15 protein-coding genes are annotated in these 13801 nt (G+C 68.8%); 4 read left to right on the top strand and 11 right to left on the bottom strand.

Annotated elements, in window-relative coordinates:
- Positions 1–2: 2 nt before the first annotated feature.
- Positions 3–650 carry a response regulator gene (locus DI276_RS34775; RefSeq protein ID WP_112271317.1) on the top strand — a complete coding sequence of 216 codons (648 nt, stop codon included), beginning with the start codon at positions 3–5 and terminating at the stop codon, positions 648–650.
- Here the strand turns inward: DI276_RS34775 and lysX are convergent.
- Entirely contained in the window at positions 644–3946 is a 3303-nt protein-coding gene (gene lysX / locus DI276_RS34770; protein ID WP_112271315.1) for a bifunctional lysylphosphatidylglycerol synthetase/lysine--tRNA ligase LysX, read from the bottom strand. The genes DI276_RS34775 and lysX overlap by 7 nt on opposite strands.
- Here lysX and DI276_RS34765 point away from each other — a divergent pair.
- Positions 3908–4747, top strand: a complete 840-nt coding sequence (locus DI276_RS34765; protein WP_112271313.1) for an alpha/beta fold hydrolase — start codon at positions 3908–3910, stop codon at positions 4745–4747. The two genes, lysX and DI276_RS34765, sit on opposite strands and share 39 nt — an antisense overlap.
- Here the strand turns inward: DI276_RS34765 and DI276_RS34760 are convergent.
- Positions 4725–5087: a VOC family protein gene (locus DI276_RS34760; protein ID WP_112271311.1), complete on the bottom strand. Its 363-nt coding sequence runs from the start codon at positions 5085–5087 to the stop codon at positions 4725–4727. The genes DI276_RS34765 and DI276_RS34760 overlap by 23 nt on opposite strands.
- A gap of 122 nt (positions 5088–5209) precedes the next feature.
- Between DI276_RS34760 and panB the strand changes: the two genes are divergently transcribed.
- Positions 5210–6076: a 3-methyl-2-oxobutanoate hydroxymethyltransferase gene (gene panB, locus DI276_RS34755; RefSeq protein ID WP_112271308.1), complete on the top strand. Its 867-nt coding sequence runs from the start codon at positions 5210–5212 to the stop codon at positions 6074–6076.
- 10 nt (positions 6077–6086) lie between these two features.
- Here panB and DI276_RS34750 read toward each other — a convergent pair whose 3' ends face one another.
- Entirely contained in the window at positions 6087–6944 is an 858-nt protein-coding gene (locus tag DI276_RS34750; protein WP_112271306.1) for a glutathione S-transferase family protein, read from the bottom strand.
- Between the two features lie 18 nt (positions 6945–6962).
- Between DI276_RS34750 and pip the strand changes: the two genes are divergently transcribed.
- Positions 6963–7904, top strand: a complete 942-nt coding sequence (pip, locus tag DI276_RS34745; RefSeq protein WP_112271304.1) for a prolyl aminopeptidase — start codon at positions 6963–6965, stop codon at positions 7902–7904.
- Here the strand turns inward: pip and DI276_RS34740 are convergent.
- From DI276_RS34740 to DI276_RS34705, 8 genes are all read right to left on the bottom strand, one after another.
- Complete coding sequence (locus DI276_RS34740; RefSeq protein WP_112271302.1) at positions 7901–8323, bottom strand: RICIN domain-containing protein; 423 nt, start codon at positions 8321–8323, stop codon at positions 7901–7903. The two genes, pip and DI276_RS34740, sit on opposite strands and share 4 nt — an antisense overlap.
- Before the next feature lie 49 nt (positions 8324–8372).
- On the bottom strand, positions 8373–9134 hold the full coding sequence (locus DI276_RS34735; RefSeq protein ID WP_112271300.1) for a helical backbone metal receptor: 762 nt from the start codon (positions 9132–9134) through the stop codon (positions 8373–8375).
- Positions 9134–9799: an NADPH-dependent F420 reductase gene (npdG, locus tag DI276_RS34730; protein ID WP_112271298.1), complete on the bottom strand. Its 666-nt coding sequence runs from the start codon at positions 9797–9799 to the stop codon at positions 9134–9136. Before npdG ends, DI276_RS34735 begins: the two co-directional genes overlap by 1 nt.
- A 111-nt stretch (positions 9800–9910) precedes the next feature.
- Entirely contained in the window at positions 9911–11317 is a 1407-nt protein-coding gene (locus DI276_RS34725; RefSeq protein ID WP_408610604.1) for an RNB domain-containing ribonuclease, read from the bottom strand.
- A 182-nt stretch (positions 11318–11499) separates the two neighbouring features.
- Positions 11500–11694 (bottom strand): hypothetical protein, encoded by a 195-nt coding sequence (locus tag DI276_RS34720; RefSeq protein WP_112271296.1) that lies wholly within the window; start codon positions 11692–11694, stop codon positions 11500–11502.
- Complete coding sequence (locus tag DI276_RS34715) at positions 11691–12164, bottom strand: hypothetical protein (protein WP_112271293.1); 474 nt, start codon at positions 12162–12164, stop codon at positions 11691–11693. The genes DI276_RS34720 and DI276_RS34715 overlap by 4 nt, the downstream gene beginning before the upstream one ends.
- Positions 12165–12182: 18 nt before the next feature.
- Positions 12183–13184 (bottom strand): C40 family peptidase, encoded by a 1002-nt coding sequence (locus DI276_RS34710; protein ID WP_112271291.1) that lies wholly within the window; start codon positions 13182–13184, stop codon positions 12183–12185.
- Positions 13185–13186: 2 nt separating this feature from the next.
- On the bottom strand, positions 13187–13786 hold the full coding sequence (locus DI276_RS34705) for a hypothetical protein (protein ID WP_112271289.1): 600 nt from the start codon (positions 13784–13786) through the stop codon (positions 13187–13189).
- Positions 13787–13801 lie beyond the last annotated feature (15 nt).

Here is a 13801-nt window from a genome sequence, read left to right as displayed (position 1 = left end):
ACATGCGCATCGTGATCGCCGAAGACGACGCACTGCTCCGTGAGGGACTGACGTTGTTGTTGCGCAACGAAGGCCTCGACGTGGCGGCGGCGACCGACAACCCGGACGACTTCCTCGACGCCGTGGCCGAGCACGAGCCGGACATCGCCGTGGTCGACGTGCGGATGCCGCCGACGTTCACGGACGAGGGGTTGAGGGCGGCCGTGGAAGCACGACGGCGCCACCCGAAGCTCGCCGTGCTGGTGCTGTCGGCCTGGGTGGAGCAGAGCTACGCGCACGAGCTGCTCGCCGGGACCAACGGCGGTGTCGGCTACCTGCTGAAGGAACGGGTCGGCAAGGTCGCGGACTTCCTGGAGTCGCTGCATCGCGTGGCGGCTGGTGGCACGGCGCTCGACCCCGAGGTCGTGTCGCAGCTGCTGGTGCGGCGCAAGGCGGACGACGCGCTCAGCGCGCTGTCACCGCGCGAGCGTGAAGTCCTCGGGCTGATGGCGGAAGGACTGTCCAACGCCGCCATCGGCGAACGGCTCGTCATCAGCGCAGGAGCCGTCCACAAGCACATCGGCAACGTCTTCCTGAAGCTCGGCCTCAACAGTGAGGACGGCTCGGGCGACCGACGCGTCCAAGCCGTCCTCGCGTATCTCGATCATTGAGGCCGGACGAAGGGGAACAGCACGCTCTGCCGGATCGACGTACCGGTCAGCATCATCAGCAGCCGGTCGACGCCCATCCCGAGCCCGCCCGTCGGCGGCATGCCGTGCTCCAGGGCGCGCAGGAAGTCCTCGTCCAGCTCCATCGCCTCGACGTCACCGGACGCGGCCTTCAACGACTGCGCCTCCAGCCGGCGCCGCTGCTCCAGCGGGTCGGTCAGCTCGGAGTAGGCCGTGCCGATCTCCGCACCGAACGCGACCAGGTCCCACCGCTCGGCCAGCCGCGGGTCCTCGCGGTGCTGCCTGGTCAGCGGTGACACCGAGGTCGGGAAGTCGATGTAGAACGTCGGCCCGACGGTGTTGGCCTCGACGAACGAGTCGTAGGCCTCCAGCACGAGCTGGCCGTGGTCCCAGTCCTCGTTGATCTCCACGTCCCGTGCGCTCAGCAACGAACGCAACTCCGAAACGGACGTGTCGGGGGTCACCACCGCGTCCAGCGCCTTGGAAACCGCCGTGTAGACCGGAATCACCGGCCACTCCCCCGAGATGTCGAACGCGCCGTCCGGCCGGTGCGCCACCTCCTCGCCGAACGCCGTGCGCGCCGCGTGCTGGATCACCGTGCGCATCAGGTCGAGCATGACCCGGTAGTCCGCATAGGCCTGGTAGGCCTCCAGCATCGTGAACTCGGGGTTGTGCGTGGCGTCCGCGCCCTCGTTGCGGAAGTTGCGGTTCAGCTCGAACACCCGGTCCACGCCGGCGACGCACAGCCGCTTGAGGTACAGCTCCGGCGCGATCCGCAGGTACATCCGCATGTCGTAGGCGTTGATGTGGGTGACGAACGGCCGGGCGTTCGCGCCGCCGTGCACCGCCTGCAGCATCGGCGTCTCGACTTCGAGGTACTCGTACGAGTGCAGGAACTCGCGCACGCTGCGGATCACGTCGCTGCGCAGCTTCAACAGGTGCGCGGAGTCCTGGTTCACCACCAGGTCCAGGTAGCGCTGGCGGACGCGGGCCTCCGGGTCGGTGAAGCCCTTCCGCTTGTCCGGCAACGGGTGCAGGCACTTCGCGGTCATCACCCACGAGGTGGCCAGCACCGAGATCTCACCGTGGTCGGACTTGATCACCCGGCCGGTGACGCCGACGTGGTCGCCCAGGTCGACGTCGGACTTCCAGGACGCCAGCGCGTCGCCGAGCGAGTCGGCCGACAGCATCAGCTGGATCTCGCCGCTGAAGTCCCGCAGCCGCGCGAAGCACAGCTTGCCCATCTCCCGCAGCGCCACCACGCGGCCGGTGACCGACACGTCCTCGCCGAAGCGTTCTCGTGCCGCCGCAAGGAGATCGGTGCGCGCGAAGCCCACCGGGTACGGGTCGACGCCCTGGGACACCAGCCGGTCGACCTTCGCGATCCGGACCCTGACCTGTTCCGGCCTGCGCACCACCTTCGGTTCGACGCGGATCGCGTCGATCTCGGCGACCTTCGCGGCGAACTCGGAGCTCACGTCGGTCTTCTGCAGCGCCCGCTTGCGCAACGACCGCAGCGACGGCACGAACCCTTCCGCGACGCCGGCGGCGATGCTGACCCGCGGCAACGACCGGGAGCGCTGGTAGCAGAGGAACCGCGGCTCCCAGTCCGGCAGGTACTTGGCGTTCGACCGGTAGAGCGACTCCAGCTGGAAGAACCGCGACGCGAGCGACAGCACCTGCCGCCACGCCCGCAGCACCGGGCCGGCGCCGATCTTCTCGCCCTCCTCGAACACCGCGCGGAACATCGCGAAGTTCAACGAGATCCGTTGCACGCCAAGATGTCCGGCGGCGGCCGCGAGCTGGGCGACCATGTACTCGTTGAGACCGTTCTCCGCCGCCCGGTCGCGTCGCATCAGGTCGAGCGACACGCCACGACGGCCCCACGGCACGAACGACAGGAGCCCGCGCAGGGCACCAGAAGCGTCGTAGGCCTCGACCATCACGCAGCGACCGTCGCTGGGATCTCCCAGGCGCCCCAACGCCATGGAGAACCCGCGCTCGGTCTCGGCACCCCGCCAGGCCTCCGCCAGGTCCAAAATGGACGACATCTCGTCCGGCGCGATCTCGCTGTGCCGGCGGACCCGCGTGGTGTAGCCGGCCCGTTCGACGCGCGAGACCGCCTGACGCAGCCCTCTCCGGTCCGGACCGGAGAGCACGAACCGGCGGACGTCCAGGATCGCCTCGTCGCCGATCTCGAGCGCCTTCAGCCCGGCGTCGGTGTAGACCTGCGCACCGCGTTCGGACGCGCCCAGCACACCGGGCGTCCAGCCGTAGGTCCGCGCCTCGGCGAGCCACGCCTGCACGGCTTCCGGCCACGCCTCCTCATCACCGATCGGGTCGGCCGAGGCCAGCGTCACGCCACCGATCACCCGGTACGTCAGCGCCGCCCGCCCGGAAGCCGCGAAGACCACGCTCTTGTCGCGCCTGGTCGCGAAGTAGCCCAGCGAGTCGGGCTCACCGTCGGCGGCGAGCAACCGGCGCACGTCGAGCTCCTGCTCCGGCGTGATCATGCTCTGGGTGCGGACACCGCGGAAGAACAGGTACATCGCGTGGATCGCGACGAGCGTGCCGCCGAGTCCCAGCAGGACGCTCAGCCACTGCGGCCCCTCCGGGATGTCGAGCCGTCCCAGCCGGACGACCTCACCCGTCGCCTGGTTCGCCGCCCACACCAGTTTGTCGGTCAGCTGGACCAGCTTGCCGGGGAAGACCTCGGCGAGGCCCCAGCCGAGGAGCACCAGTCCGATCATGCCCAGCACGAACGACGACAGCGCCCGCCGCCACGCGCCGCGGGCCAGCCGCGCGGGGAACGCCTCCCGCACGATCCACAGCAGCGCGACGAACACCAGCGAGGTCCCGACGCCGACGCCGAGAGACACCCAATGCGCTTCTTCGCCCTCGTTCAAGATTTCTTCAGGCGCTACCGCCAGGATGACCATGGTGAGCCCGACCAGCACCAGACCGACGACCTGGAACAGCAGCAGCGCCCACAGCGCTGCTCGCTTGTGCCTGCGCAGGGCGGCGCCCAGCACGAAGAACACGAGGGCGATGAAGAGGTTTCCGTCGATCGGCAGGCCGAAGACGTACCCGATGCCGTCGGCGACGTCGGTGAACCAGCTGTCCTCCGGCAGGACCAGTCTGAGCAGCGACAACGCGGCTGCCAGCTGCACGACCGTCGCAATCGCGCCTGCCGTCTTCCACTTCCACGCCGGTATCACGTCAACTCCTGAGGTCCGCTGATGACCTCCATGATCTCGTCTTCGGCCGGACGGGTGCATGTCGCCTTCTCCGGGCGTGTCGACCAGCCGGTCGTCGTGCTCAGCTCGGGACTGGGCGGGGCGTGGTTCGACTGGGACCGGACGGTGCGGCTGCTGGCACCGCACGCTCGGGTGATCGTGTTCGACCGGCCGGGGCTCGGGATGAGCGGAGTGGCGCGGCGCGGGCCGTCGCTGGCACGCGAGGTGGCGGTGCTGGACGCGGTGCTGCGCGGGATCCCGCGAGCGGTCCTGGTCGGGCACTCGATGGCGGCTCTGCACGTCGAGGCCTATGCGCGGTTGCGGCCGCATCGGGTCGACGGGGTCGTGCTGCTCGATCCGGACACCGAGACGCCGGGTGCCGGGGCGCCGCTCGACATGTCCGCCGTGGTCGCCCAGGCAATGCGGGCGTTCGGCAGCCGCTGGCTCGGCGCCCGGCTCACCCGGCGGTTCGGGCACTCGTTCCGCAACTGGCTGACCGCGGCCTCGACGCTGGGCGTGACCGATCCGGCGCCCGCCGACCTCGTGGAGATGGTCTACCGGCGGCCGGGCGTGGGGCGGGCGGTGCTGTGGGAGCTCGCGTCGTACCCCGGTCAGGTGGCGACGCTGGAACGCCTGCGCCAACGCCGTGAGCTGCCGCGCGTGCCGTGGCTCGTGCTCACGGCGGGACGGAAGGTGTGGCCCGAGCACCGGTCGTTGGCCGCGCTCGTGCCGTGGGGGCGCAACGTCCCGGTGCCCGGCAGCCGTCACATGATCCAGATGGACCGGCCGGACGCCGTGGTCATGGCCGTCCGGGAGGTGCTCAGGGGTCTGCCCGACCGCTGAGCAGGCAGAACTCGTTGCCCTCCGGGTCGGCGAGCACGTGCCAGCTCACGTCCGGGCCCTGGCTGATGTCGACCTGGGTGGCACCTGTCGCGAGGAGGCGGTCCAGCTCGGCCTCCTGGTCGCGGTCGGTGGCCGTGACGTCGATGTGCAGCCGGAGCTTCTGCTGCTTGCGGTCCGGGTTGCGCAGGAATAGCAGCGTCGTGCGCTTGTCCGGTGGACCGATCTCGGTCCAGTCGTCCTCGCGGCCGAGGATCTCGTAGCCCAGAACTTCTCCCCAGAAGGTGGCAAGACGTTCCGGATCGGTGCAGTCGAGTACCAGTTCAGTGATTCGTGATGCCACCCGTGTGACGGTAACCGCATCTGTGTTCCGTTTCCTGCTGACGGTGTCACTCTGGTGTTCGGCAACCGTGCACCAAGCGCCCGGGGACCCCGTGTGGGCCTCGAGGAAAGGAACGGTCGACGATGACCAATGCCGAAGTTTCCGCGCCCTACGGCACCGGTGCGGGCCAGACTGCGGGCCAGAAGGCCCCTGCCAAGCGGGTTCGCGTGCACCACCTGCGTGAGATGAAGGAACGCGGCGAGCCGTGGCCCATGCTCACCTCCTACGACACGTTCACCGCCTCGATCTTCGACGAGGCCGGCATCCCCGTTCTGCTGGTCGGCGACTCCGCGTCGAACACCGTCTACGGGCACGAGACCTCGCTGCCGGTCACGGTGGACGAGCTCGTACCGCTCGTACGCGCGGTGACGCGCTCGGTCAAGCGCTCTCTCGTGGTCGCTGACCTGCCGTTCGGCTCCTACCAGGTGTCGGTCGAGCAGGCCGTCGCGACCGCGGTGCGGTTCATGAAGGAAGGCAAGGCGCACGCGGTCAAGCTGGAGGGCGGCTCGTACTTCGCGCCTCACATCCGCGCCATCACGGCCGCCGGCATCCCGGTCATGGCCCACATCGGATTCACCCCGCAGTCCGAGCACCAGTTGGGCGGCTACCGGGTGCAGGGCCGCCACGAGAACCACGACGTGGTGCTCCAGGACGCGATCGCGGTGCAGGAGGCCGGCGCGTTCGCGGTCGTGCTAGAGATGGTGACCGCCGAGGTCGCCAAGCAGATCACGCACGACCTGGTCATCCCTACCGTCGGCATCGGCGCCGGTCCGGACACCGACGCCCAGGTGCTCGTCTGGCAGGACATGATGGGCCTGAACCGCGGCAAGGCGCCTCGGTTCGTCAAGCGCTACGCGGACATCGGCAACATCATGCTGGGCGCGGCGGCGGAGTTCGCCAACGAGGTGCGCGGGCACCAGTTCCCCGGTCCCGAGCACACCTTCCACTGACGTTCGTGGTCTAGCGGGTCCAGACCTCCGGGTCTGGGCCCGCCGGCACGATGCCGGTGGGATTGATCTGGTGGTGCGTCACGTAGTAGTGGCGCTTGATGTGGTCCCAGTCGACCGTGTCCGCGAATTCTTCGTAGAGGCGCTTCGCGTACGCCCAGAGGTTCGGCATCTCCGTGAGCTTGTTGCGGTTGCACTTGAAGTGGCCGTGGTAGACCGCGTCGAACCTCACGAGCGTGGTCCAGAGCCGGATGTCGACCTCGGTGAGCTGGTTGCCGACCAGGTAGTTGTTCGTGTCGAGGTGCTCTTCGATGCGGTCCAGTTCCGCGAACAAGTTGGTGTACGCCTGCTCGTAGGCCTCCTGCGAGGTGGCGAAACCGGCCTTGTAGACGCCGTTGTTGACGTTGTGGAAGATCGGCTCGATCCAGGCGTCGATCTCTTCGCGCAGGTGTTCCGGGTAGAGGGTGCTCTCCGGGCGCCAGCGGAGGCTGAAGTCCAGCGTGATCTGCGGGTAGTCGTTGGTGACGACCTTGCCGGTGGTCGTGTCGACGAGCGCGGGAACGGTGACGCGGCCGTCGTAGTTCTCGTCGGCCCTGTCGTAGGCCTCTTTGAGGTAGTCGATGTGCAGGACCGGGTCGGTTTGCGCGAACCGCCAGCCCTTCTCGTCCCTGATCGGGTCGACGACCGCCAGTGAGATGGCGTCTTCGAGGTTGAGCAGCTTGCGGACGATGATCGCGCGGTGCGCCCACGGGCAGGCGAGGCTGACGACGAGCCGGTAGCGGCCGGGTTCGGGCTCCGGCCGGGCGGTGAAGCGGTTCGGCTGCCGGACGAACGCTCCCGTGGCCGAATTCTCTTTCGTGAACTGCGCCATGACCTCGACGATAGGCCCATGTACCCGGAGATCGAGCCCTACGCGTCAGGCCATTTGGACACCGGTGACGGCAACCTCGTGTACTGGGAGGAATGCGGCAACCCGGACGGCAAGCCCGTCGTCTTCCTGCACGGCGGCCCCGGCGGCGGCTGCTCGCCGTCGCACCGCCGCCTGTTCGACCCGTCCGCCTACCGGATCGTGCTGTTCGACCAGCGCGGGTGCGGGCGTTCGCTGCCGCACGCCGCTGTTTCGGGCGATCTGTCGTTGAACACGACCTGGCACCTGGTTTCCGACATCGAGCTGTTGCGGGAGTCGCTTGGCATCTCGCGCTGGCAGGTGTTCGGTGGATCTTGGGGGTCGACGCTGGCTCTTGCGTATGCCGAGAAGCATCCTTCGCGGGTTTCCGAGCTGGTGCTGCGCGGGATCTTCACGCTGCGTTCGTCCGAAGTGGACTGGTACTACCGCGGTGGGGCGGCTCATCTCTTCCCCGACCTGTGGGAGAAGTTCACGGCGCCGCTCGACGGCTTGTCGGGCGATCCTGTTGAGCTGTACGCGAAGTTGCTCGCCTCGCCGGATCCTTCCGTGCACGGGCCGGCGGCGGTCGCGTGGAGCACCTGGGAGGGCGCGACCGTGACGTTGTTGCCGCGGCCGGAGTTGGTGGCGGAGTTCGCTGAGCCTTCGTACGCGCTGGCGTTCGCGCGGATCGAGAACCACTACTTCGTGAACAACGGGTGGTTCGAGGAGGGTCAGCTGATCCGGGACGCTGGTCGGTTGGCTGATGTGCCAGGGGTGATCGTGCAGGGGCGGTACGACATCGCGACGCCCGCGGTATCGGCGTGGGACCTGCACAAGGCCTGGCCGGGATCGGAACTGGTGCTGGTGCCGGATGCCGGGCACGCTTACGACGAGCCCGGCATCCTGTCCGCGTTGCTGGAGGCGACGGATCGGTTCCGCGACTAACGCAGGCGGTTCCACTTCGCGCTCGTCGTGGCGCAAGTGGCAACGGTGACCTGCGCGGTCAGGCACTTGTCCGTGCCGAGGTTGCGGAACTGGAAGGACCTGTCGCTCAACGGGGTGCGGCGCCAGCGCTGGCTGCCGGTGCCGCACGCCTGTGCCAGCACGTTCCCCGCGCCGGTGGCGGTCAGGCACTTGCCGGTGGCCCTGTTGCGCGGAATGTCCGCGTCCGTGACCGGGACGATCCAGTTCTGGTCGAGAACGGCCTCGTTGCAGGCCCTCAGCACGATGTCGCTGCCGCTGTCGGCGAGACAGCGGTTGCTGCCGGCGAGCTGGTAGAGGACGACCGGTTCGGCCGAGGCCGGGATGGCGGTGAGGGTCGTGACGGCTGCGGCGGTCGCGATGATGGCGGCTAGTTTCCCCATGGCGGAGATCCTGGCAGCGTCGGTGGTCGTGCGAATCCACCTACGGTTGTCAACCCTGGCCGTAGTCGAGGGCCTGTTCCAGGCCGGCTCTGGCTTCTACCAGGGACGGGCCGTACCAGGTCAGGTGTCTGCCGTTGACCAGGACATATGGCAGTCCGGGGAAGCTCTCCGGGCCGTCCTCGTGCGTGAAGACGTACGGTTCGTCGGGCAGGATGACCAGGTCAGGGCGTTTCTGGTTCAGCTCTTCGAGGGTTGGGCGCGGGTAGCGTTCTTCGTGGTCGCCGTAGACGTTCTCGATTCCCAAGCGTCGCAACACATCGGTGGCGAAAGTGTCGCGGCCTACGACGACCCACGGGCGGCGCCAGACCGGGATCAGCGCGGTCATGTGTTTTGGCTTCGTGTCGCGCCACAGGTTTTCGGCTTCGTTGAGCCAGTCCGGTTCGAGGTCCCAGGCGGTGGCAAAGAGGCGTCTCAGCGACTTCAGGGACATCGGCACGGTTTTCGGTGCCTCGGTCACCCAGACCTGGATGCCGTTGGCGCGCAACCGGTCGACGTCCTCCGCGCGGTTCTCCTCGGAGTTGGCGATGACGAGATCCGGTTGCAGTGCGAGGATTTTGTCGGTGTCGGGGTACTTCGACCCACCGACGCGTTGGACGTCCAAATCGGACGGATGCGTGCAGTAGTCCGTGGCGCCGATGAGGGCTTGGGGCACGCTGACCGCGACGGCCTCGGTGATGGAGGGAACGAGGCTGACCACGCGCTGGGGCTGGTCGAGCGCTACCGGCTCACCGAGGTCGTCGACGGGCAGCATCAGACTCCCGTGATCTTCAAGCCGGCGTGGGTCTTGTACCGGCGGTTGACCGCGATGAGGTTCGCGGTAAACGCCTCGACCTGGTGGGCGTTGCGCAGCCGGCCGCCGTAGACACCCCGGAAGCCGGGCACCAGTTCGGCCAGCTCTCGGACGGTGTCGGTGGCCTCGCGGTCGTCGCCGAGAACCAGGACGTCCATGTCCACTTCGGACACGTTGAGGTCGGCGAGCAGCACGGCGGACACGTGGTGGAACGCGGCGGTGACCCGGGACTCGGGCAGGAGCAGCTCGGCCTGCTGGGCAGCGCTGCCCTCGGTGACCGGCAGCGCGAACGGCCCCTGCTTGTCGAAGCCGAGCGGGTTCACGCAGTCGATGACGATCTTCCCGGCCAGCTGGTCGCGCAAGCTCTGCAGCAGGTCGCCGTGCCCGTCCCACGGCACCGCGACCAGCACGATGTCCGAGTCGGCAGCGCAGTTCTCGTTGTCCATGCCCTGGACGTCGCCACCGGCAACCTCGACGATCTCCTTGGCCGCCTGGGTGGCGCGCTCGGCGCTGCGGGAGCCGATGATCACCTTGAGGCCCGCCTTGGCCCAGCGGATGGCGAGGCCCTTGCCCTGGGCTCCGGTGCCGCCCAGGACGCCGACGGTGAGGTCACGAATGTCTGTCACCCGTGCATCTTCACACGGGTGGGTGGGGGCGGGCTGTGCAACGTGACCTTGCGCTCGAAGCTCGGCGGGCGTGAACCGGGTGAGCGCAGGCAGCGGTGCGGGTCGGCTTGCTCACGCCCGTTCGAAGCGCACCCGCCGCTGCACCGGGTCCGCCTCCACCAGCCGGACCTTGACCTGCTCCCCTTCCGGCAAACGTTTGCCCGAGCATTTGGCCAGCACCGGCGGGTTCGCGATGAACACCTCGGCCTCCTGCTCCCCCGCCCGCAGCACCACGGCGGAGAACTCCTGGCCGACCCGTCCGGCCAGCACCCATGCCTCGACCAGGTCCAGCGACGCCCGTTCCACCTTCGACGCCAGCGAGTCCGAGGCACCCATCAGCGCAGGTAGCTGGGGCAAGGATTCGGACAGCCAAGGAGGCAGGTCCTGGCCTGCCGAGATCGCCAGGCAGGCCTCGGTGGCGAACCGGTCGACCAGGCGGCGGAGTGGTGCGGTGACGTGTGTGTACGGCGCAGCGACGCCGGCGTGTGTGGTGACTTCGGGGACCGTGCCGTTGAAGGCCGTGTAGCCCGCGCCGCGCAACAGGCGAGTGGCGTCGGTGAACAGGGCCAGCGCTTCTGGTGTTGAGGCATCGAGGTCGGCCAGGAGGGCGCCCGGCGAGACGTCGGCAGGCCATGGCACCTGCAGGGCGGCGGCGGACTTGCGGAGGGACGCCACCGCGGCTGCGTCCGGGTTGGGGAGGGTGCGGAGGATGCCGACGCGGGCGTCCAGCATGAGCGAGGCTGCGGCCATGCCGGTCATCAAGGAGATCTCGGCGTTCCACGCGTCCACTTGGGCCCGTGGGCGGGTGACCAGCTTCCAGCCGTCGCCGTTGGACTCGATCTCCTGCTCTGGCAGCTGCAGTTCGATGGCGCCGCGCTCGCGGGCCAGTGCGCGGCGCAGCGGGCCGAACTCGGCCAGCGCGGCCACGGACGGGTGCGGGTTGCCCGCGTCGAAGGTTTCCTGCACCGCGGCGTAGTCGAACTGGGCGGTGGAACGCACCAGCGCTCGGCGCACTTCGACCGAGGTGGGCACGCCGTCAGCCGAGCAGGTGAACGTCCACAGGACGGCGGGGCGGACGACGCCGGGCAGGAGAGAGGCGGCGCCCTCGGAGAGCACGGTCGGGTGGAGCGGCACGTTGCCGTCGGGGAGGTAGACGGTCTGGCCGCGTTGGCGGACCTCGGTGTCCAGCGCACCGCCGGGCGTCACGAAGGCGCCCAGGTCGGCGATGGCGTAGTGCACGACGAAACCGGACGAGGTCCGCTCCAGGCAGAGTGCCTGGTCCAGGTCCTTCGCGCCCGGCGGGTCGATCGTCACCAGCGGGATCGAGGTGAGGTCGGGGCGGTCGCCCGGCGAACGGGAGACCGCCGCCTCAGCCTCGGCCAGAACCTCGGCGGGAAACGTAGGCCGAAGTCCGAACTCGGTGCGAATGCCGTCGAAGTCGAGGTCAGCACGACCCGTGCGGATCACCAATGAGGCCACCCGCACAGGGTAGTGCCGTGACCGCCAACCATCGCCGCGTCTTCCGGCGCTCAGCAGGGCACCTCGCGGCACCGGCCCCGCGGCACCGTACAACCAGTACGAGGACGCGGGGCCGGCACCACGATGCACCCGTCTGACCGGCGAAATACGGGGCGAAGGCTGACGGTCACGGCACTAAGACGTCAGTCCTCGTCGTCGCCGCGCCACTTCTTCTCGGCCTCGTCCGCGGCGCGGGTCTTTTCGCGGGCGATCTCCAGAGCGCGGGCCGCAGTGGCCTCGTCCGGGTAGGGGCCCATGCGGTCGCCGCCGCGGCAGCCCTTGCCCTTTTCCACGGTCTGGTGGGTCAGGCAGTAGTACCAACCGCTCGTGTCGCTCATACTCGCTCGCCTCCCAAAGGCGCCGGGAATCCCCGCGGCGGCGTTGACTGGTTGGCGTTGGCGTACTCCGACGGGATCGGGTCCAAACACGAGACCAGCACGGTGCGGTCCTCGGCGTTCTCGATCTTACGCCCGGAGCGGTCCCGGTAGACCAGAGAGCCGTCGGAGTCGATCTCCATGATGGCGCCGACCTCGGCCAGCTGGTCCTCGTCGAGGTCGGCGAGCTTCTCGTAGCGGGACGGCACCACCCGGTAGATCGGCCAGTTCAGGTGGCCGTAGGTGCGGTGGAACTCGGCCAGCAGGTGGGTGAAGTGCTGCTGCCACGGCAACGGCATCGCCTCGGCCAGCGCGCGTGGGACCACCACGTAGTCGGGCGACACGCCAGGGGCACCGGCCGCCATGTAGTCACGCACTGGTGTGCTCGACGCCGGTGGTCCGGAAGGCCTCGGGATGGGGTCGTGGTTGAACATGCAGCGCCTCCCCGCGATCTACACGCCCGGCCGGACGGCCAGCGGCATCAACTCGTGATAATTCCAGTTGATCTTGCTGATCTTCACGACGTCACCCGTCTGGGGGGCATGGATGTACTCGTCGTTGCCGAGGTACATGCCCACGTGGTGCACCGAGCGCGGGTCTGCGGTGTTGTACGCCCAGAAAAGGAGGTCGCCTGCTTGGGCCTCGCGCACCGCCAGGTGGGCGCCGCCCTTCTCGTACTGGTCGTTCGCGACGCGTGGGATCTTCACGCCGGCCGCCGCGAACGCCTTCACCAGGATGCCGGAGCAGTCCCAGGCGTCCGGGCCGTTGCCGCCCCACAGGTACGGCTCGCCCAGCTGCTCCCTGGTGAACTGGATGGCGATGCCCGCCGCGTTCGACGCCAGCAGGAACTGGCCCGCGCCCTCGCCGCAGCCGGCCGGGTCGCTGATCTCCCCCAGCTCACCGAGCAGGAACGCCGCCATGGCCTCCCAGTTGTGGTACCTGTCCGGGAACGCCGACCGCTCGACCGCCTGCGCCGAGTCGCCGGGACGCTTGTTCTCCCAGTCCGGCACCTTCAGCAGCACGTCGTAGAACTTGTTGATCGCGTAGGTCGGGTCGATCACCTCTGCTGGTGATCCCCAGCCCATCGACGGACGCATCTGGAAGATGCCGAGCGAGTCGCGGTCGCCGTAGTTCAGCGGACGCAGGCCCGACTCGGTCATGCCCGCCTGGATCGCGATCTGCCACGCGAGCGGCGGCAGCTTGCGCTCCTGGCCGATGGAGATGATGCGCGCGACGATGTTGCGCTGTTCGTCGTTGAGCCGCGACGCGTCGTGGCGGCCCTTGTCGCCGCCGCCCGCGTCCCACGGACCGATGGCGGCGTTGCAGCTCGTGAGCCGCAAACCGTCCTGAGCCGCCGGGTTCGTGGAGTTGCTGATCACCTGCGTGACACCGGACGTCGTCACCGCGATCACGACGACTGCGACGAGAGCACCGATCAGCAACATGAGGCGCATGGTCAGCCCGCCTTCGTGTAACTGTTGACCCGCCACTCGTTGCTCGGCGAGAGCTTGATCAACGTGATGACGACCTTGCCGAGGTCCGTGGTGACCTCGAAGTCAGCCGACGAGACGGTCGACCGCACCGCCCGCACTCCCGGCGTGAGCTTGTCCGGCACGTTCTTGGGGTCGATCGTCGCCATCTGCGCGAGGAACTCTTCCGTCGTGTACGGACGGAGCTGCGCGAGCCACTTGTTGACGTCGTTGTCCGGTGGCGGCTTGATCCAGGTCTCCGCCCACAGCTCGGCGACCAGCTGCGCGTCGGCGGCGGGCGGAGCGGCGGAGGCGGAGGCGGACGGCGGCGGCTGCTTGGTCGGCAGCGAGGCGCCGCTGGACGGCAACTGGCCGACCTGGGTGCCCTGCGGCGACGTGGACGACTGGCCGACGCTCGAAGGCGAGGAAGGCTGGCGGTCCAGGACCTTCGGGATGATGATGCCCAGCGCGACGACCACCACCACGAACATGATGATCGACGCGGCCAGGTGGCGCGGGGAACGCAGCGGCCAGCCCCAGAGCCTGCGGTAGACCGCGGCACGGCCGCGGTTGGTGCGGATAGGCACTTAACGTCCCCCTCT

The organism is Lentzea terrae (assembly GCF_003265345.1).
In the GTDB taxonomy this organism is placed as follows: Bacteria; Actinomycetota; Actinomycetes; order Mycobacteriales; family Pseudonocardiaceae; genus Lentzea; species Lentzea terrae.
The sequence above is the reverse complement of the archived record's forward strand: the minus strand, read 5'-3'. Positions and strand labels throughout refer to the sequence as shown.